The organism is Streptomyces sp. NPDC001858 (assembly GCF_053594615.1).
The window spans coordinates 166,230-182,730 of record NZ_JBSFEV010000014.1; the positions used below are offsets into that span (position 1 = coordinate 166,230).

The 16,501-nt window shown below is 71.5% G+C and carries 15 protein-coding genes; 7 read left to right on the forward strand and 8 right to left on the reverse strand.

Going from position 1 to position 16,501, the window contains the following annotated elements; all coding sequences use genetic code 11:
• Nucleotides 1-104: 104 nt before the first annotated feature.
• Both ACWCPF_RS21765 and ACWCPF_RS21770 read left to right on the forward strand, forming a co-directional pair.
• A complete protein-coding gene (locus ACWCPF_RS21765; RefSeq protein ID WP_451046707.1) occupies nt 105-515 on the forward strand; it encodes a winged helix-turn-helix transcriptional regulator in 411 nt (136 codons plus the stop codon).
• 102 nt (nt 516-617) lie between these two features.
• Complete coding sequence (locus ACWCPF_RS21770) at nt 618-1,190, forward strand: MarR family winged helix-turn-helix transcriptional regulator (protein WP_451046708.1); 573 nt, start codon at nt 618-620, stop codon at nt 1,188-1,190.
• A gap of 170 nt (nt 1,191-1,360) precedes the next feature.
• Here the strand turns inward: ACWCPF_RS21770 and ACWCPF_RS21775 are convergent, their stop codons facing one another.
• Nucleotides 1,361-2,137 (reverse strand): gamma-glutamyl-gamma-aminobutyrate hydrolase family protein, encoded by a 777-nt coding sequence (locus ACWCPF_RS21775; protein ID WP_451046709.1) that lies wholly within the window; start codon nt 2,135-2,137, stop codon nt 1,361-1,363.
• A gap of 155 nt (nt 2,138-2,292) precedes the next feature.
• Between ACWCPF_RS21775 and ACWCPF_RS21780 the strand changes: the two genes are divergently transcribed.
• Genes ACWCPF_RS21780 through ACWCPF_RS21795 form a run of 4 tightly spaced genes read left to right on the forward strand, consistent with a single transcriptional unit; the run spans nt 2,293 to nt 6,169 of the window.
• Nucleotides 2,293-2,610: an amidase family protein gene (locus ACWCPF_RS21780; protein WP_451046710.1), complete on the forward strand. Its 318-nt coding sequence runs from the start codon at nt 2,293-2,295 to the stop codon at nt 2,608-2,610.
• Nucleotides 2,607-4,196: a sugar ABC transporter ATP-binding protein gene (locus ACWCPF_RS21785; protein ID WP_451046711.1), complete on the forward strand. Its 1,590-nt coding sequence runs from the start codon at nt 2,607-2,609 to the stop codon at nt 4,194-4,196. The genes ACWCPF_RS21780 and ACWCPF_RS21785 overlap by 4 nt, the downstream gene beginning before the upstream one ends.
• Complete coding sequence (locus tag ACWCPF_RS21790; protein WP_451046712.1) at nt 4,180-5,208, forward strand: ABC transporter permease; 1,029 nt, start codon at nt 4,180-4,182, stop codon at nt 5,206-5,208. The genes ACWCPF_RS21785 and ACWCPF_RS21790 overlap by 17 nt, the downstream gene beginning before the upstream one ends.
• A gap of 37 nt (nt 5,209-5,245) precedes the next feature.
• Nucleotides 5,246-6,169, forward strand: coding sequence for a helix-turn-helix domain-containing protein (locus tag ACWCPF_RS21795; protein WP_451046713.1), 924 nt, complete (start codon nt 5,246-5,248; stop codon nt 6,167-6,169).
• Nucleotides 6,170-6,215: 46 nt separating this feature from the next.
• Here ACWCPF_RS21795 and urtE read toward each other — a convergent pair whose 3' ends face one another.
• The 5 genes from urtE to urtA all read right to left on the reverse strand — a co-directional run bounded on the left by urtE (nt 6,216) and on the right by urtA (nt 11,082).
• On the reverse strand, nt 6,216-6,908 hold the full coding sequence (gene urtE, locus ACWCPF_RS21800; RefSeq protein WP_451046714.1) for an urea ABC transporter ATP-binding subunit UrtE: 693 nt from the start codon (nt 6,906-6,908) through the stop codon (nt 6,216-6,218).
• Between the two features lie 5 nt (nt 6,909-6,913).
• On the reverse strand, nt 6,914-7,711 hold the full coding sequence (gene urtD / locus ACWCPF_RS21805; protein ID WP_451046715.1) for an urea ABC transporter ATP-binding protein UrtD: 798 nt from the start codon (nt 7,709-7,711) through the stop codon (nt 6,914-6,916).
• On the reverse strand, nt 7,708-8,850 hold the full coding sequence (gene urtC, locus ACWCPF_RS21810; RefSeq protein ID WP_451046716.1) for an urea ABC transporter permease subunit UrtC: 1,143 nt from the start codon (nt 8,848-8,850) through the stop codon (nt 7,708-7,710). The genes urtD and urtC overlap by 4 nt, the downstream gene beginning before the upstream one ends.
• Nucleotides 8,847-9,734, reverse strand: coding sequence for an urea ABC transporter permease subunit UrtB (gene urtB / locus ACWCPF_RS21815; RefSeq protein ID WP_451046717.1), 888 nt, complete (start codon nt 9,732-9,734; stop codon nt 8,847-8,849). Before urtB ends, urtC begins: the two co-directional genes overlap by 4 nt.
• 94 nt (nt 9,735-9,828) lie before the next feature.
• Nucleotides 9,829-11,082 (reverse strand): urea ABC transporter substrate-binding protein, encoded by a 1,254-nt coding sequence (urtA, locus tag ACWCPF_RS21820; RefSeq protein ID WP_451046718.1) that lies wholly within the window; start codon nt 11,080-11,082, stop codon nt 9,829-9,831.
• A gap of 278 nt (nt 11,083-11,360) precedes the next feature.
• On the opposite strand from urtA, the gene ACWCPF_RS21825 reads away from it, so the two are divergent.
• Entirely contained in the window at nt 11,361-11,849 is a 489-nt protein-coding gene (locus ACWCPF_RS21825) for a MarR family winged helix-turn-helix transcriptional regulator (protein ID WP_451046719.1), read from the forward strand.
• On the opposite strand, the gene ACWCPF_RS21830 is transcribed toward ACWCPF_RS21825, so the two are convergent.
• On the reverse strand, nt 11,806-12,924 hold the full coding sequence (locus ACWCPF_RS21830; RefSeq protein ID WP_451046720.1) for a substrate-binding domain-containing protein: 1,119 nt from the start codon (nt 12,922-12,924) through the stop codon (nt 11,806-11,808). The genes ACWCPF_RS21825 and ACWCPF_RS21830 overlap by 44 nt on opposite strands.
• Nucleotides 12,925-13,020: 96 nt before the next feature.
• Nucleotides 13,021-16,251 carry a fused isobutyryl-CoA mutase/GTPase IcmF gene (gene icmF, locus ACWCPF_RS21835; protein ID WP_451046721.1) on the reverse strand — a complete coding sequence of 1,077 codons (3,231 nt, stop codon included), beginning with the start codon at nt 16,249-16,251 and terminating at the stop codon, nt 13,021-13,023.
• Nucleotides 16,252-16,501: the final 250 nt, after the last annotated feature.

Consider the following 16,501-nt stretch of genomic DNA (forward strand, 5'->3'; position numbering starts at 1 on the left):
GCACTTCGCGGCGGTGTCTGCGCCGCTGCACACAACCCTAGGAAGAGTTACTATCCAGGGGATAGTAGTTACCTGAAGGTGCCTACCTACCCATGAGGTGAGCCATGGCGACGAAGACGGCGGCCCAGCAGCGCGAACAGGCCCGGCACGAGTACGACGCGTTTCTGCGCGGCTGCCCCACCAATCAGCTCCTCGACCGCATCAGCGACAAGTGGATCAGCCTGGTCGTCGCCGCTCTGTCGGGCGGCCCCCAGCGCTACAGCGACCTCAGCCGCACGATCGCCGGCGTCAGCCCCAAGATGCTCACCCAGAGCCTGCGCGGCCTCGAACGCGACGGCATCCTGACCCGCACGGTCACCCCGTCCGTCCCGGTCCGCGTCGACTACGAACTCACCCCGCTGGGCAGCAGCCTCGCCCAGCTCCTCACCGCCGTGAAGACCTGGGCGGAGACCCACTTCGACGAGGTCGACGCGGCCCGCGGCCGCTACGACGCCGACCACCGCGACCGCGGCTGAGGCCGACGCCTCCGCGCTGCCGGGCGCAGTGCGGGGCTCGATACAATTTGGACACGAACGACCTTGCGCGATGCGGCCTCGCAGCTGCGAAGGAGTGTGCCTGTGCCCGGCCACCGATCCATCACCCAAGCCGAGAAGCTGGCCGCGGCCAAGCTCGGCGGTGCTCCCATCCGCGCGGAGCGGATGGCCGCCGTCGCCAACATCTACCGCGCCGCCTCGGCGGTCCGTCAGCATCTGGAGAACTCCGTGCTGCGCGGCGCCGACCTCACCTGGACGGCGTTCGTCGTGCTGTGGGTGGTGTGGATCTGGGGCGAGTCGGAGACGCGGCACGTGGCCGAGGAGGCGGGGATCTCGAAGGGGACGCTCACCGGGGTCTCGCGGACGCTGGAGAAGCGCGGACTGGTGCGGCGGGCCGCTCACCCGACGGACGGCAGGCTGGTGCTGCTCAGCCTCACCGAGGAGGGCGAGGCGCTGATGCAGCGGCTGTTCCCCGCGTTCAACGACGAGGAGGCCTTCGTCACCGGACAGTTGACGGACGAGGAGTGCCGCAGCGTCGCCGACGGACTGCGGCGCGTGGTGCTCCAGGTCGAGGAGCAGGGCGAGGAACGCCGACTGGCCCTCCTCGACGGCGCACCCCCGGCACCGCGGCGCAGCGGGCGCCGTCCGCAGAGCTGAGGCCGCGCGCCCGGCGCGCACGCTTCGGCGCTCCGCCGGAAGTGCCGCGGACAGCCGTCGGTCGGCTGCGGCGCCGTCGTGGCCGGTCGCGCCCACGCGGCGGAGCCGCACATGTCAGCGCCCCGCGCCCCTTCAGGGCGTTGCCGAACCGGGCGCGGACAGCGACGGGCTCAGTCTCTGTCGCGGGCGGCTCGTACCAGGGCGTCGAAGAGGCCCTGTTGGGCGGGGTCCTCGTGGGCGGTGTCCTCGGGGTGCCACTGGACGGCGGTGAACCAGCCCGGCGCGCCGGGGAGTTCGAGCCATTCGACCGTGCCTTCGGCGGCGCGTGCGGTGACCGTGAGTCCCGTGCCGAGCCGGCTGATCCGCTGGTGGTGGTAGCAGGAGGCCAGGATCTTCTCGGCGCCGGTGGCCTGCTCCAGCAGTGTGGCGGGCTGGATCGCCACCGGGTGGACGAGGTGCCGGTGCTCGCGGTCCGGGCCGCCCATGTCCTGTTCCAGGGCGCCGCCGAGGGCGACGTCGACGACCTGCAGACCGCGGCAGATGGCCAGCAGCGGCAGGCCCGAGCGCAGTGCGTGGCGGGCGACTTCGAGGTCGAAGGCGTCCTGGCGGTCGTCGACGTCGTACACGGCGTCGTGGGTGCAGGGCGGGCTGGGCCGTGAAGGGCGCCCAGGTCCGGCCGCGGCGCCGTAGCGGTGGGGGGCCAGGTCGCCGCCGCCGGGGAGCAGGACGCCGTCGAAGCGGGCGAGGCGGGCGGCGACGTCCGCGTCCGCGTCCGCGGGGTGGATGCCCGCCGGTTCGCCGCCCGCCCGCCAGACGGCCTCAGAGGAGTGCGTCGCGGCGGCCGTCTCGCTCGCCCGCACCCTCGAAGGCCTCGGCCACGAGGTCACCCCCGTCACCCCGCGCTTCTTCTCCCCGGAGGCGGCCCGGGCGTACATCGAGCTGGTCATCCCGTCCGCGCTGCACCTCGTGTCCTACGAGCGGCCCGAGCTCGCCGAGCCCTACCTTCAGGAGCTGCGCGCCCTCGCCCTGACCCGCAACATCGCCGAGTACGCGCAGGGCATGGCGCTGCTGCACCGGGAGTCGTGGGAGGTGGTGGCGTGCAGTGGGCCGCGACTTCGACGTCCTGCTGACCCCGACGATGGCCTGCACTCCCCCGCCCGTCGGCGGCGTCGTCGAGGAGAAGAACGCCGATCCGACCGGGTTCCGGCTGACCGAGACCCAGATGATTTCCTTCACGTTCTTCGCCAATCTGACCGGCCTGCCGGCGATCAGCCTGCCCGTGCACCGCACCGCCGCGGGCCTCCCGGTGGGGGCGCAGCTGGTGGGCGGCCCGTTCGACGAGGCCACACTGATCCGGCTCGCCGCTGCCGTGGAGCCGGTGTACGCGTGGACCGCCGCGGTCCCGGACGGCCTGCGATGAACGCCCCGCCCGCACCCGCCGTCCAGCGGTCCGTCCGGCCCGATGCCGAGCCCGCCGTCCGGCTCACCGGCATCCACAAGTCCTTCGGCGGCGTGCCCGTGCTGCGCGGGATCTCGCTCGACGTCCGTGCCGGATCCCTGCACGCGCTGCTCGGCGGCAACGGGTCGGGGAAGTCGACCACGTTGAAGATCCTGGCCGGAGCGCATCGCGCGGCGCCCGGCGGCGTCATCCGGATCCACGGCAGGGAGCACCCGACCTCCCACTACTCCCCCGCGCGGGCCCGCGCGGCCGACCTGCGCTTCGTCCACCAGGATCTGGGCCTCGTCCCGGATCTCACCGTCGGCGAGAACTTCGCCCTCGAAGGCGGCTTTCCGCGCCGGTTCGGGACCGCCGTCGACTGGCGGGCGCTGCATCGCAGGACGCAGGAGCAGCTGGACCGGGCCCGGGTGGCCGTCGACGCGCGCACGCCGGTGCGGTCCCTGCGGCCCAGCGACCGCACGCTGGTGGCGATCGCCCGCGCCCTGCGCGACGACGACCCGACCATCACCCTCGTCCTCGACGAACCCACGGCCCGGCTGCCCAAGCACGAGGTCGACGTGCTCCTGCAGTCGCTGCGCGAGTGCCGCGAACGCGGCCAGACGATCGTCTACGTCAGTCACCGGCTCGCCGAGGTTCTGGAGATCGCCGACCAGGTGAGCGTGCTGCGCGACGACGTGGTGACGGCGGACGTCCCCCGGTCCCGCACCGACCGGGCGGGCCTGATCGAGGCGATCACCGGCGCGGCGCTCCCCGAGCCGGAGACCAGGGACGCGGTGCGGCGGCCGGAGAGCGCCGGGCCGCCGCTGTTGCGCGTACGCGCCCTGTCGGCCGGGGCCGTGCGGTCGGCGGAGCTGCGGGTGGCCGCCGGAGAGGTGGTGGGGGTCGCGGGCCTCGTCGGCTCGGGACGCACGTCCTTGCTGCGTGCCCTGTTCGGGGACCTGCGGCTTCGCGGTGGATCCGTCGAGCTGGCGGGCCGGGCGGTCACGGTGAGCGATCCGCCTGCCGCGATGCGGCTGGGCATCGCGATGATCCCCGAGGACCGGGCCGCGGACGCCGCCTTCCTGGACCGCCCGCTGTGGGAGAACATCTGCGCGGCCGGCCTGGGCGAGCACTGGCGCGGCTGGCGCATCGACAAACGCCGCGAGCGCGCCGAAGCCGCCGCTCTCGTCGCCCGCTACGGCGTGAAGGCGGCCTCGCCCGACATCCCGTTCGCCGCTCTCTCGGGCGGCAACCAGCAGAAGGCGGTGCTGGCCCGCTGGTTCCGCGGCTCCCCCCGGCTGCTGCTGCTGCTGGACGAGCCGACCCAGGGCGTCGACGCGGCCGCCCGGGCGGACATCCACCGGTTCGTCCGCAGCCATGCGGCGGACGGCAACGCGGCCCTCGTGGCCAGTTCCGACTTCGAGGAACTGGCGGAACTCTGCGATCGGGTGATCGTCCTGCGCGAGGGGCGGACCGTCGCGGAACTCAGCGGCGCGGAGCTCACCGAGTCCCGCATCTCCCAGTCGGCGCAACAGGATCGGACGGACGAACATGTCGACGCGCCTTGAATCCCCGGACCGGCGGCAGACCGTCACCGCGGCGCCCGCCGAGCGGCCCGCGCCCCTTCGGCAGCGGCTCCTCGGACCCCGGTACGCCCTGACGCTGGTGCTGATCGCCATGATCGTCACATTCTCGGTGCTGCCCGCCTCGGGGACCGCTTTCCGCAGCCCGGAGAACATCCAGGCGATGCTCGCCAACCAGGCGGTGGGCCTGACGGTCGCCCTCGCCCTGCTGTTCCCGATGGCGGCCGGCTACTTCGACTTCTCGGTCGGGGCCGTGACGGCGCTGTCCTCGGTGGTCGCGGCGACGGCGCTGTCCCGCTTCGGGCTGCCCCTGCCGCTCGCCGTGGCGCCGGCGATCGCGTCGGGAGCGCTGGTGGGCCTGCTGCTCGGCCTCCTGGTGGCGGTGTGGGACATGAACGGCTTCATCGCCACGCTGGGCGCCGCCACCCTGCTCGGCGGGGTGATCTTCGCCTGCACGGGAGGACTGCAGATCACCGACGGCATCCCCGCCGGCCTGACCGACCAGGGCTCGCTGGACATCGCCGGGGTGCCGCGGATCGCCGTCCTGGCCACGCTGCTCGCCGCGGCCGCGTGGTTCGTCACGAGCCACACCCCGTTCGGACGGCAGCTCTTCGCCACCGGGTCGAACGCCCGGGCGGCGGAGCTGGTCGGCGTGCGGGTCGTCCGGGTGCGGCTGCTGTCGTTCGTGCTGTCGGGGACGACGGCGGGGATCGCCGGGGTGCTGCTGCCGGCCCGGCAGGGCGCGGCCACCTCCGACAACGGCATGACGACGCTGTTCCCGGCACTCACCGCGGTGCTGCTCAGCACCATCACCCTCGACCTGGGCCGCCCCTCGGTGGCCGGCACCGTGATCGGCATCCTGTTCGTCGCCGTCAGCGTCAGCGGCCTCACCCTGCTCGGCGCACCCGCATGGGTGGGGCCGGTGTTCAACGGTGGCGCGCTGCCGGCGGCGGTGGCCTTCACCCGGCTCGCGGCGGGAGCTGTTCGTTCGGGATGAAACGAGCTACTCTCCCGGCTCAGGAGGCCGATGAGCGATGAACCACGGGCTGCGGGAGCGCATCATCTTCCCGGATGCGCCCGACGACTGCTCCGGGCCGGCCGAACCCGGGCCGACCGTGATCCTCCGGTCGCCCGGGGAGGTCGCCGAACCGGAGACCTTCTCCCTGGGCACGCTGACCTGCACCGCCTTCTCCTCGGGCGGCCCCGTCGAGGTCGAGTCCATGCGGGCGCAGCCCGGGGCGGGCATCGCCGTGGGGCTGGTGCTGGCGGGCGAGACCACGGTCAACCAGGCGGGCCGGTCCGTGGCCCTCGGGCCGGGTCAGTTCACGCTGTACTCCGGGGCGCAGCCGTTCACCATCTCCGCGCCGGTCGCCCACTCCTACCTGGCCATCGCGGTGCCGCTGTACTCGATCGGACGGCAGTCGGTGGGGCTGCCCGAGATCCTCGCGTCCTCCGAACTCACCCGCACCACCAGCGGTTCGATCCTGTCCGCGGCGCTGACCTGCCTGGCCGGCGGCCACACCGAGCTGACGGCTCGGGCCCGGGTCGAGCACGGCAACGCCGTGCTCTCGCTGATCCACGCGGTGATCATGGACCACACGTCGGGAGAGCCGCCGAGCCGGAAGCTCTCCCTGTTCAACCAGCTCGCGCAGTGGATCGAGCACCATCTCCGGGACGAGGTGCTGGACGCGGAACGACTCGCCGCGGCGCACCACCTGTCCACCCGGTACGTCCGCCATGTCTTCGCCGAGCAGCACTCGACCGTGTCCCGGTATGTGCGCCAGCGCCGCCTGGAGCGGGCCTGCGCCGACCTCATCGACCCCCTCCAGGCCTCGCTGTGCGTGGCGGCCGTCGCCCGCCACTGGCGCTTCGACAACGCCTCCGTCTTCAGCCGGGCCTTCAAGACCCAGCACGGCTTGGGCCCGCAGGCCTACCGCCGGGCGAACTCCCGCCTCTGAGCGGCAGGTTCGAAGAAACCTGCCGCTCCGGCCCGCCGCGGTGGCGTCATACGCTGAGCGCCGCCCGCACGGTGTGTTCGGCTCGCGTTCCCGCCTCTCCGGAGGACGTGACCCGGCCCGCCTCCAGGACGTAGTAGCGCTGAGCCGCCCGCATCGCGAAACCCACGTGCTGTTCGACGAGGAGGACGGACAGGCCGCCGCGCCGCGTCAGCGCGAGGATCGTCTCCTCGATCTCGGCGACGACGGACGGCTGGATGCCCTCGGTCGGTTCGTCGAGGAGCAGGAGCCTCGGGCGGGTGATCAGGGCCCGGGCCAGGGCGAGTTGCTGGCGCTGACCACCGGACAGCAGACCGGCGCGACGGCCGGACAGCTCCCGCAGCACCGGGAACAGCTCCAGCGCCTCGGCCACGGCCTCCTTGCCGTCGGTGCGTCCGTCGGCGACGAGTTGAAGGTTCTCGGCCGTGGTGAGGTGCGGGAAGGACTGCTGGCCCTGCGGGACGTAGGCCATGCCGCGGGCGACCCGCTCGTGGGGGGCGAGGCGGGTGATGTCCTCGCCGTCCAGCCGGACGGTCCCGCCCTTCGGCCTGATCAGGCCCATGGCGGCGCGCAGCAGCGTGCTCTTGCCGGCGCCGTTGTGGCCGAGGACGGCCGCCACGCCGTCCTTCGGGACGGAGACGGTCACGCCGTGCAGCACGGTGGTGCGGTCGTAGCCCGCCTGGACGGAACTGATCTCCAGCATGGTCGTCACGCCTCCTCGGCGACGGGTACGGCAGCGGGTTCGATCACCGGCTCGGGCTCCGGCTCCGGCTCGGACGCGCGGCCCAGGTAGACCTCCTGGACCTTGGCGTCGGCCTGGACCTCGGCGACCGATCCCTCGCTGAGGACCTTGCCCGCGTGCAGGACGCTGACGCTGCGCGCGAAGGAGCGCATGAAGTCCATGTCGTGCTCGATGACGACGACCGTGTGGTCCTCGCTGACCCGGCGCAGCAGCTCGCCGGTGGCCTCGCGTTCGTCGTGGCTCATGCCGGCGACCGGCTCGTCGAGGAGGAGGAGCTTGACATCCTGGACGAGCAGCATGCCGATCTCCAGCCACTGCTTCTGTCCATGGGCGAGCACCCCGGCGGGGCGGTCGCGGAGCTCGGTGAGACCGGTGGTCTCCAGGGCTTTCGTCACCGGCTCCGGGATGCCCTTGCGGCGGCGCAGCAGGGTCAGGGGGCCGCGCCCGGCGCCCGCCGCGATGTCGAGGTTCTGCAGCACGGTCAGTTCCTCGAACACGGTGGCCGTCTGGAAGGTACGGCCGATGCCCTTGCGGGCGATTCTGTGGACCGGTCGGCCGAGAAGTTCCTCGCCGCCGAAGCGGACCGATCCGGTGGCCTTCACCAGGCCGGTGACGGCGTCGACCAGGGTGGTCTTGCCGGCGCCGTTCGGGCCGATGAGAAAGCGCAGGTCGCCGGGGCGGATGTCCAGGTCGACGCCGTCGACGGCGGTGAACCCGTCGAAGGCCACCCTGAGGTCGCGGACGGTCAGTCCCTCGCCGCTCATGCCGTCTCTCCAGTCGTACGGGTACCGGGGGCGCCGGCCGGGGCACGGCGCCCCCGCAGGACGGCGCCGAGGGAGGCCAGGCCGCCGGGCAGGAAGCCGACCGCCACGACGAACAGCAGGCCCTGGAGGTAGGTCCACGCGCCGGGGAAGGCGTCGGAGAGCGTGCTCTGCGCCCAGGCCACGGCGATCGCGCCGAGCACCGCGCCCACCAGGGAGGCCCGGCCGCCGACGGCCGCGCCGATGACGAAGCCGATGGACGGCACGATCCCGATCAGGGCCGGGGAGATGATGCCGACGGCCGGTACGAAAAGGGCGCCCGCGAGGCCCGCCATGCCGGCCGCGACGACATAGGCGACGAGCTTGACGTTGGCAGGGTTGTAGCCGAGGAAGCGCACCCGCTCCTCGGAGTCCCGTACGGCGATGAGGAGTTCGCCGTAGCGGCTGACGAACAGCTGGCGGGCGGCGGCCATCAGCAGCAGCAGGACGACGGCGATGATGAAGTACACCGTGCGCTGGTTGACCGGGTCGTCGAGCGAGTAGCCGAAGAAGCCCTGGATGTCGGTGAGGCCGTTCGTGCCGCCGGTGGTCGCCTGCTGGCCGACGAGCCAGATGGCGAGGGCGGCGGCCAGGGCCTGGCTGAGGATCGCGAAGTAGGCGCCCTTGACACGGCGTTGGAAGACGAAGAAGCCGAGCAGTGCGGCGACCGCCATCGGCAGCAGCACGGTCATGGCGAGCGCGAAGCCCGGATCGGCGAAGGGTTTCCACCACCAGGGCAGCGCGTCGCCGGTGCCGTACAGCTGCATGAAGTCGGGCAGTGTCTCGCCGGTCGCGGCGGCGTCGGCGAGCTTGAGGTGCATGGCCATGGCGTAGCCGCCGATGCCGAAGAAGACGCCCTGGCCGAGCACCATGAGTCCGCCCCGGCCCCAGGCGAGGCTGACGCCGACGGCCACGATCGCGTAGCACAGGTACTTCGCGAGGAGGGAGAGGCGGAAGTCGGAGAGGGCGACGGGGGCGACGGCGAGGAGGAGCACCGCGCCGAGGAGGAAGGCGCCGGGGACGCGCAGGCGTTCCGCCAGCGGGGTGGCGGGCCGCGGCGCGGCGGGGGCGGGGGGTGTCGGTGTGGGTGCGGTCGTCGTCATGCCAGGCTCCGGGTGCGCAGTGTGTACAGGCCCTGGGGTCGCCACTGGAGGAAGGCGACGATCGCCACGAGCACGATGACCTTGGCGACGCTGACCGTCGTCGAGTACTCGAGGACCGACTGCAGGACGCCGAGCGCGAAGGCGGTGATCACGCTGCCCTTGAGCTGCCCGATGCCGCCCACGACGACGACCAGGAAGGCGTCGACGATGTAGTTGGTGCCCATCGTCGGGCCGATCGGGCCGACCAGGGTGAGGGCGACGCCGGCCACGCCCGCGAGGCCCGAGCCGATGAAGAAGGTCATGCGGTCGACCCGGCCGGTGGCGATGCCGGAGACCTCGGCGAGGTCGCGGTTCTGCACGACGGCCCGGATGCGGCGTCCGAGCGGGGTGAGCCGCAGGATCAGGGTGAGGGCGAGGACGCAGAGCAGGGCGAGGCCGAGGATGAACAGCCGGCTGCTGGCGAAGGTGACGCCGCCGCCCAGGGAGATGTTGCCGGTGAGCAGATCGGGGGCGTGGGTCTGCACGTTGGGGGCGCCGAAGACGTCCCGGGCGAGCTGCTGCAGCATCAGGGAGACGCCCCAGGTGACCAGCAGGGTGTCCAGCGGCCGGGTGTACAGCCGCCGGATCAGCAGCCATTCCAGCAGGGCGCCCATCGCCCCGGCGACCAGGAAGGCCACGGGCAGGGCGACGAGCAGCGAGATTCCGGCGCCGCTGATGGACTTCTGCAGGACGTACGTGGTGTAGGCGCCGGCCATGATGAACTCGCCGTGCGCCATGTTGATCACGCCCATCTGCCCGAAGGTCAGGGTCAGGCCGAGCGCGATGAGAAGCAGGACGGCACCGATGCTGATGCCGGTGAAGGACTGGTTGAGGACGACCGTCATGAAGCGGCTCCGGGTCGGGGACGGGAGTGCGGGCGTGCCATGGGCGTGACCCGGCCCGGTGCGGGGGCCGGGTCACAGCGCGGGGGTCCGGGGATCAGGACAGACCGGCGGCCCAGTCGTAGCCCTTGAGGTAGGGGTCCGGCTTGATCGGGCTGCCCGAGTTCCACACCTCGGTGATCAGGCCGTCCGCCCCGACCTTGCCGATCCGGGCGGTCTTGTAGACGTGCTGGCTCGCGCCGTCGACGGTGACCTTGCCCTCGGGGGCGTCGAAGGTGATGCCGTCGGAGGCCGCCTTCACCTTGGCGACGTCGAACGAACCCGCCTTCTCGACCATCGCCTTCCACAGGTAGACGGAGATGTAGGCGGCCTCCATCGGGTCGCTGGTCGGCTTGTCCTTGCCGTACTCGGCCTGGTAGGCCGCCACGAACGTGGTGTTGGCCGCGCCCGGCGTGGTCTCGTAGTAGTTCCACGCGGTGAGCTGGCCCTCCAGGTACTGGGTGCCGATGCTCTTCACCTCCTCCTCGGCGATGGAGACCGACAGCACCGGCATGCTCTTCGCGGTGAGCCCGGAGGACTTGTACTCCTTGAAGAAGGCCACGTTGCTGTCGCCGTTGAGGGTGTTGAACACGGCGTCCGCGCCGGAGCCCTTGACCTTGTTGACGATGGTGCCGAACTCCGTGGAGCCGAGCGGCGCGTAGTCCTCGCCGACCACCGTCATGCCCTTGGCCTTCGCATACGCCTTGATGATCTTGTTGGCGGTGCGCGGGAAGACGTAGTCGCTGCCGACCAGGTAGAGCTTGGTCAGGCCCTGCTTCTTGAGGTAGTCGAGCGCGGGCACGATCTGCTGGTTGGTGGTGGCGCCGATGTAGAAGATGTACGGCGACTCCTCCAGGCCCTCGTACTGCACCGGGTAGAAGAGCGGCGACTTGTACCGCTCGAAGACCGGCTTGACGGCCTTACGGCTGGCCGAGGTCCAGCAGCCGAAGGTGGCCGCGACCTTGTCGTCCTTGATCAGCGCCTCCGCCTTCTCGGCGAAGGTGGGCCAGTCGGAGGCGCCGTCCTGGCTGACGGCCTTGAGCTTCTTGCCCAGCACCCCGCCGGCGGCGTTGATCTCCTTGATGGCGAGCAACAGCGCGTTGTGGACGGTGACTTCACTGATGGCCATGGTGCCCGACAGCGAGTTCAGCAGACCGACCTTGACGGTGCTGCCGGCGGTGTCCGCCTTGGCGGCGGAGCCCGACGCCGTGTCGCTGCCCGTCTTGGCGCCACAGGCGCTGAGGGCCGCGGACGCGCCGACCGCCGAGAGGCCGGCCAACAGGCCGCGTCTGCTGATGCTGAGCCCGGACATGTGAAACCTCGACTCTGGGGGAGGGACGGTGCGGAACGCGCTTCGGGGAAGCGGGTGTTGGCGCACAGCCTGCGAGGGAACTGTTTCCGCCGAGTTTCCAAGGAATTGATGAACAGTTTCCAGATGAACAGTTTCCGGTGGAAGCAAAAATGAGGGCCAAAGGAAATGATCCGCAGTCAATTAATGTTTCCCAGGGAAAGTATCCGTTTTGCTGTAGGCTCGGGCGGGTGACCCTGCGCGGGGATCGGCATCGGCAGGGCTTCGAGCGGAGGAGTGCGATGGCTAGGCGGCCCCAGGATCTGCTCCGGCTGCTGACACGGGCCGAGCGCCTCTCCGTACGCCGAGTCCAGGCCGTACTGGACGAGTTCGACTGCTCGGTGGAGGCGTGGCGGGTCCTCGACCTGCTCTCCGACGGGCACGGGCACAACATGACGGCCCTCGCCGACCACGCCTTCCTGCCGGCCCCCAGTCTCACCAAGCTGATCGACCAACTCGTCGACCAGAACCTGGTGTTCCGCCGGATCGACCCCACGGACCGACGGCGCGTCCTGGCCCACCTGACCCCGCGCGGCCGGCAGCGATGGCAGCGCTTGGCCCGTGAAGTGCGGGCCGACTGGGCCGAGTTGGAGCCGCTGCTCGGAGACCTCGGCGAGGAGGAGGGCGCCCGGCTGGAGGTGCTGCTGGATCAGCTGGCGGCAGCGCTCGAAGAGGGCCGGGGCCCGGTCACCACAACTCGTGCGGAGCGCGCAGCTGGGCGAGCACGTTGAAGTCGAGCCCGTCCGCCTGTGCGAGATAGATGCGCTGCCGCACATGCCGGCCGTCCAGGCTCAGCAGACCGCGCGGGCCTTCGTACGAGACGCGGTCGGCGGCCGCGCCGATCGCGGCCATGTCCAGGGCGCGCGCCCGTTCGATGAGCGCCGCGAGCAGCAGCACGCCCTCGTAGCAGGACTCGCCGAGGCTGCCGGGCGTCGGCGCCTCCGGTCCGAAGCGGTCGGCGTACTGGCCGTGGAAGTCCATGGTGTTCTGGTCGGCCAGCGAGGCGAAGAACCCGGCCGTGCTGAACAGGTCGACGGTGGCTTCCGGGCCGCTGCCCAGCAGCATGTTCTCGTCCATCAGCGTGCTCAGCCGCAGACTGCGCTGGTCTAGCCCGGAGGCGGCGAAGGCCCGGTTGAAGCGGACCGCGTCGCTGCCCACCAGGAGCATCAGCACCCCGTCGGCGTCCGCCCGCTCGATCCGCCGCAGCACGTCCCCGAAGTCCTGCGCGCCGAGGGGCAGATACGCCTCGCCGCAGACCCGGCCCCCGCAGTCGCGCGCATAGCGGCGAGCGGCCCGCGCGGTGTGCCGGGGCCAGACATAGTTGTTGCCGACGACGAACCAGCGGCGCACGCCCCGGGCCTCGGTGAGGAGCCGCATCGCGGGCAGCAGCTGCCCGGACGGCGTCTCGCTGGTCATGAAGACGCCCTCGGTGCGCTCCCCGCCCTCGTACAGGGCGGTGTAGACGTACGGCACGCGATGCGCGACCCGGGGCGCGACCGCCTGCCGCACGGAGGAGATGTGCCAGCCCGTGACGCCCTGCACCGCGCCCGTCGCCACCAGGGCCTCGACCTCCTCGGCGACCTGGTGCGGGTCGGCGCCGCCATCGACCTCGATGAGCCGCAGCTCCTTGCCGAGGACTCCGCCCGCCTTGTTGATCTCCTCGGCGGCCAGCCGTGCGCAGGCCTCACAGGTGGGGCCGAAGATCCCGGCGGGCCCCTGCATCGGGTACACGAGCGCGACGTTCAGGGTGGAACCGTCGGCCGTGACCCACTCGGGGGTGTGGAGGCGGAGCTGCGGCCGGTGCATGGGCACATGATTGCCTGACCGGCGTCCCCGCCCAAGAGCGGGTCCGCATCGAGAGACGACGCCGCAGTGCTTGGGTCGGCGATGACGGCGGCCGGTTCAGACGTTGCGCCGGTACTGGCCGCCGACCTCGAAGAAGGCGTCGGTGACCTGCTGGAGCGAGCAGACCCGGGCGGCGTCCATCAGGACGGCGAAGACGTTGTGGCCGCTCACCGCCGCGTCCTTGAGCGCGGCGAGGGCGGCGTGCGCCGGGTCGCGGTGGCCTTCCTGGAAGCCGTGCACCCGCTCCAGCTGGGAGCGCTTCTCCTCCTCGGTGGCGCGGGCCAGCTCGATGACGCCGGGTTCGGCGGTGTCGGCGCGGGGGTTGCGGAAGGTGTTGACGCCGATGATGGGCAGCGTGCCGTCGTGCTTGCGCTGCTCGTAGAGCATCGACTCGTCCTGGATCCGGCCGCGCTGGTAGCCGGTCTCCATCGCGCCGAGCACACCGCCGCGCTCGCTGATCCGTTCGAACTCCTGGAGCACGGCTTCCTCGACCAGATCGGTGAGCTCGTCGATGACGAACGACCCCTGGAGGGGGTTCTCGTTCATCGCCAGTCCCCACTCCCGGTTGATGATCAGCTGGATGGCCAGGGCCCGGCGGACGGAGTCCTCGGTGGGGGTGGTGACGGCCTCGTCGTAGGCGTTGGTGTGCAGGCTGTTGCAGTTGTCGTAGATGGCGATGAGCGCCTGGAGGGTGGTGCGGATGTCGTTGAAGTCCATCTCCTGGGCGTGCAGGGAGCGTCCGGAGGTCTGGACGTGGTACTTCAGCTTCTGGCTGCGCTCGCCGGCGCCGTACTTCTCCTTCATCGCGACGGCCCAGATCCGGCGGGCGACCCGGCCCAGGACCGAGTACTCGGGGTCCATGCCGTTGGAGAAGAAGAAGGACAGGTTGGGTGCGAAGTCGTCGATGCGCATACCGCGCGCGAGATAGGCCTCGACGTAGGTGAAGCCGTTGGCGAGGGTGAAGGCGAGCTGGCTGACGGGGTTCGCGCCGGCCTCGGCGATGTGGTAGCCGGAGATGGACACCGAGTAGAAGTTGCGGACCTGGTGGGCGATGAACCACTCCTGGACGTCGGCCATCATCCGCAGCGAGAACTCGGTGGAGAACAGGCAGGTGTTCTGGCCCTGGTCCTCCTTGAGGATGTCGGCCTGCACGGTGCCGCGGACGTTCGCGAGGGCGTGCGCGCGCAGTGCGGCCTCCTCCTCGGCGTCGGGGTCGCGGCCCTCGGCGACGCGGAACCGGTCGAGCTGCTGGTCGATCGCGGTGTTGAGGAAGAACGCGAGGATCGTCGGCGCGGGGCCGTTGATCGTCATGGAGACCGAGGTGGTGGGCGCGACCAGGTCGAAGCCGTCGTAGAGGGTCTTCATGTCGTCGAGGGTGGCCACCGAGACGCCGGAGGTGCCGACCTTGCCGTAGATGTCGGGGCGCTCGCCGGGGTCGCGGCCGTAGAGGGTGACGGAGTCGAAGGCGGTGGACAGGCGGGTGGCCGGCTGGCCCTCGGAGAGCAGCTTGAAGCGGCGGTTGGTGCGGAACGGATCGCCCTCGCCGGCGAACATCCGGGCCGGGTCCTCGCCATCGCGCTTGAACGGGAACACCCCGGCGGTGAAGGGGAAGGAGCCGGGGAGGTTCTCCGCGCGCCAGAAGCGGACCAGCTCCCCGTGGTCGGTGAAGCGCGGCAGGGCGACGCGGGGGATCTTGTTGCCCGAGAGGGACTCGCGGGTCAGCTTGGTGCGGATCTCCTTGTCCCGGACCTTCACCACCTGCTCGTCCCCCGAGTAGGAGGCCACGACGGCCGGCCAGTTCGCGAGCTGTTCGCCGACGTCCTGCGGGAGCCGCCGCCGGGCGTCCGCCAGCAGCGCACGTACGCCCTCGGCGTCGGCGCCCGCCGCGACGAGCTCGGCCTCGACCGCCGCCAGCCGCTGCACCCGCCGTGCCGCCTCGGTCAGCCGCTCGGTGCCGGCGTGGTAGGCGCGCACGGTGTCGCTGACCTCGGCGAGGTAGCGCACCCGGTCGGCCGGGACCACCTGCCGGATGCCGGAGGAGTGGCGGACGTCGACCGGCGCGAGCGCACCCTCGGCGAGCGGCAGTCCCTGCTCGGCCAGCGTGGCCTTGAGGTGCTGGTAGAGCGCGGTGACCCCGTCGTCGTTGAAGGTGGCCGCGGAGGTGCCGTACACCGGCATCTCCTCCGGCCGCATCCCGAACGCCTCACGGTTGCGGACGAGTTGACGGCCCACATCGCGCAACGCGTCCTTCGCGCCGCGCCGCTCGAACTTGTTGATCGCCACGACGTCGGCGAAGTCGAGCATGTCGATCTTCTCCAGCTGTGAAGCGGCGCCGAACTCCGGCGTCATCACATACAGCGAGGCGTCGACGAACGGCACGATCGCCGCGTCGCCCTGGCCGATGCCCGGCGTCTCCACGATCACCAGGTCGAACCCGGCCGCCTTCACCACGTCGATCACCTCGGACAGATGCTCCGGCAGCTCGCGGCTGCCGCGGGTGGCCAGGCTGCGGAAGAAGACCCGGTTCCCGTCGAGGGAGTTCATCCGGATCCGGTCGCCGAGCAGCGCACCGCCGCCACGGCGGCGGGTCGGGTCGACCGCGATCACCGCGATCCGCAGCTTGTCCTGCTGGTCCAGCCGGAACCGGCGTACCAGCTCGTCGGTGAGGGACGACTTTCCGGAGCCGCCGGTGCCGGTGATGCCGAGCACCGGCACCGGCCGGCCGGCCGGCGCGGCCCGCAGCCGCTCCAGGAAGTCCGGGGCGAGCTTGCCCAGTTCGGCCCCGGTGACCGCGCGCGCGACCGCGAACCGGTCACCGGCGAGCACGGCGTCGACATCGGCCGACCTGCTCTCCCACAGATCGAAGTCGCAGTCCCGCACGACCGAGTTGACCATCCCGGCCAGGCCCATCCGCTGCCCGTCCTCCGGGGAGAAGATGGTGACTCCGCTCGCGCGCAGCCGGGTGATCTCCTCGGGCACGATGACCCCGCCCCCGCCGCCCACCACACGTACGTGGTCGGCGCCCTGGGCGCGCAGCGACTCGACCAGGTACTCGAAGTACTCGACATGCCCGCCCTGGTACGACGAGACGGCCACGCCGTGCGCGTCCTCCTCCAGCGTGGCGTCCACGACCTCCCGGACCGACCGGTTGTGCCCGAGATGGATCACCTCCGCGCCCTGGGACTGGAAGATCCGCCGCATGATGTTGATCGACGCGTCATGCCCGTCGAACAGGGCCGAAGCCGTGACGAGACGGACCGGGTGCACGGGACGGTGGAGGTCGTTCATGGGGGCCTTCCCGGACTGTTCAGAGGAACTCAGGCGTACGCTGACGACTTAAATACTAGGACGTCCTAGTAAATTGCTGGAGACCGCGACGGCCATGTGACGAGCGGCACAGGGAGCGAACAAGGGGCGCACACCGGAACGGGGGGGGGGGCCCCGGGGGGGGGGGCGCCGGGGGTTGGGCGGACCGGTGGGCGGGTGGGGCCCCGGGTTCAGGGGGGTGGGGCCCGGCGGAAGGGGGGGGGGGGTGAGG

What these genes read in the sequence shown, in the direction of transcription:
- urtD (WP_451046715.1), bottom strand. Translation starts at nt 7,711, where the DNA reads ATGAGCGGCGAGGGACTGACCGTCCGCGACCTCAGGGTGGCCTTCGAC.
- ACWCPF_RS21795 (WP_451046713.1), top strand. Translation starts at nt 5,246, where the DNA reads ATGAACCACGGGCTGCGGGAGCGCATCATCTTCCCGGATGCGCCCGAC.
- ACWCPF_RS21790 (WP_451046712.1), top strand. Translation starts at nt 4,180, where the DNA reads ATGTCGACGCGCCTTGAATCCCCGGACCGGCGGCAGACCGTCACCGCG.
- icmF (WP_451046721.1), bottom strand. Translation starts at nt 16,251, where the DNA reads ATGAACGACCTCCACCGTCCCGTGCACCCGGTCCGTCTCGTCACGGCT.
- ACWCPF_RS21775 (WP_451046709.1), bottom strand. Translation starts at nt 2,137, where the DNA reads ATGACCAGCTCGATGTACGCCCGGGCCGCCTCCGGGGAGAAGAAGCGC.
- ACWCPF_RS21830 (WP_451046720.1), bottom strand. Translation starts at nt 12,924, where the DNA reads ATGCACCGGCCGCAGCTCCGCCTCCACACCCCCGAGTGGGTCACGGCC.
- ACWCPF_RS21765 (WP_451046707.1), top strand. Translation starts at nt 105, where the DNA reads ATGGCGACGAAGACGGCGGCCCAGCAGCGCGAACAGGCCCGGCACGAG.
- urtC (WP_451046716.1), bottom strand. Translation starts at nt 8,850, where the DNA reads ATGACGACGACCGCACCCACACCGACACCCCCCGCCCCCGCCGCGCCG.
- ACWCPF_RS21825 (WP_451046719.1), top strand. Translation starts at nt 11,361, where the DNA reads ATGGCTAGGCGGCCCCAGGATCTGCTCCGGCTGCTGACACGGGCCGAG.
- urtE (WP_451046714.1), bottom strand. Translation starts at nt 6,908, where the DNA reads ATGCTGGAGATCAGTTCCGTCCAGGCGGGCTACGACCGCACCACCGTG.
- ACWCPF_RS21785 (WP_451046711.1), top strand. Translation starts at nt 2,607, where the DNA reads ATGAACGCCCCGCCCGCACCCGCCGTCCAGCGGTCCGTCCGGCCCGAT.
- urtA (WP_451046718.1), bottom strand. Translation starts at nt 11,082, where the DNA reads ATGTCCGGGCTCAGCATCAGCAGACGCGGCCTGTTGGCCGGCCTCTCG.
- urtB (WP_451046717.1), bottom strand. Translation starts at nt 9,734, where the DNA reads ATGACGGTCGTCCTCAACCAGTCCTTCACCGGCATCAGCATCGGTGCC.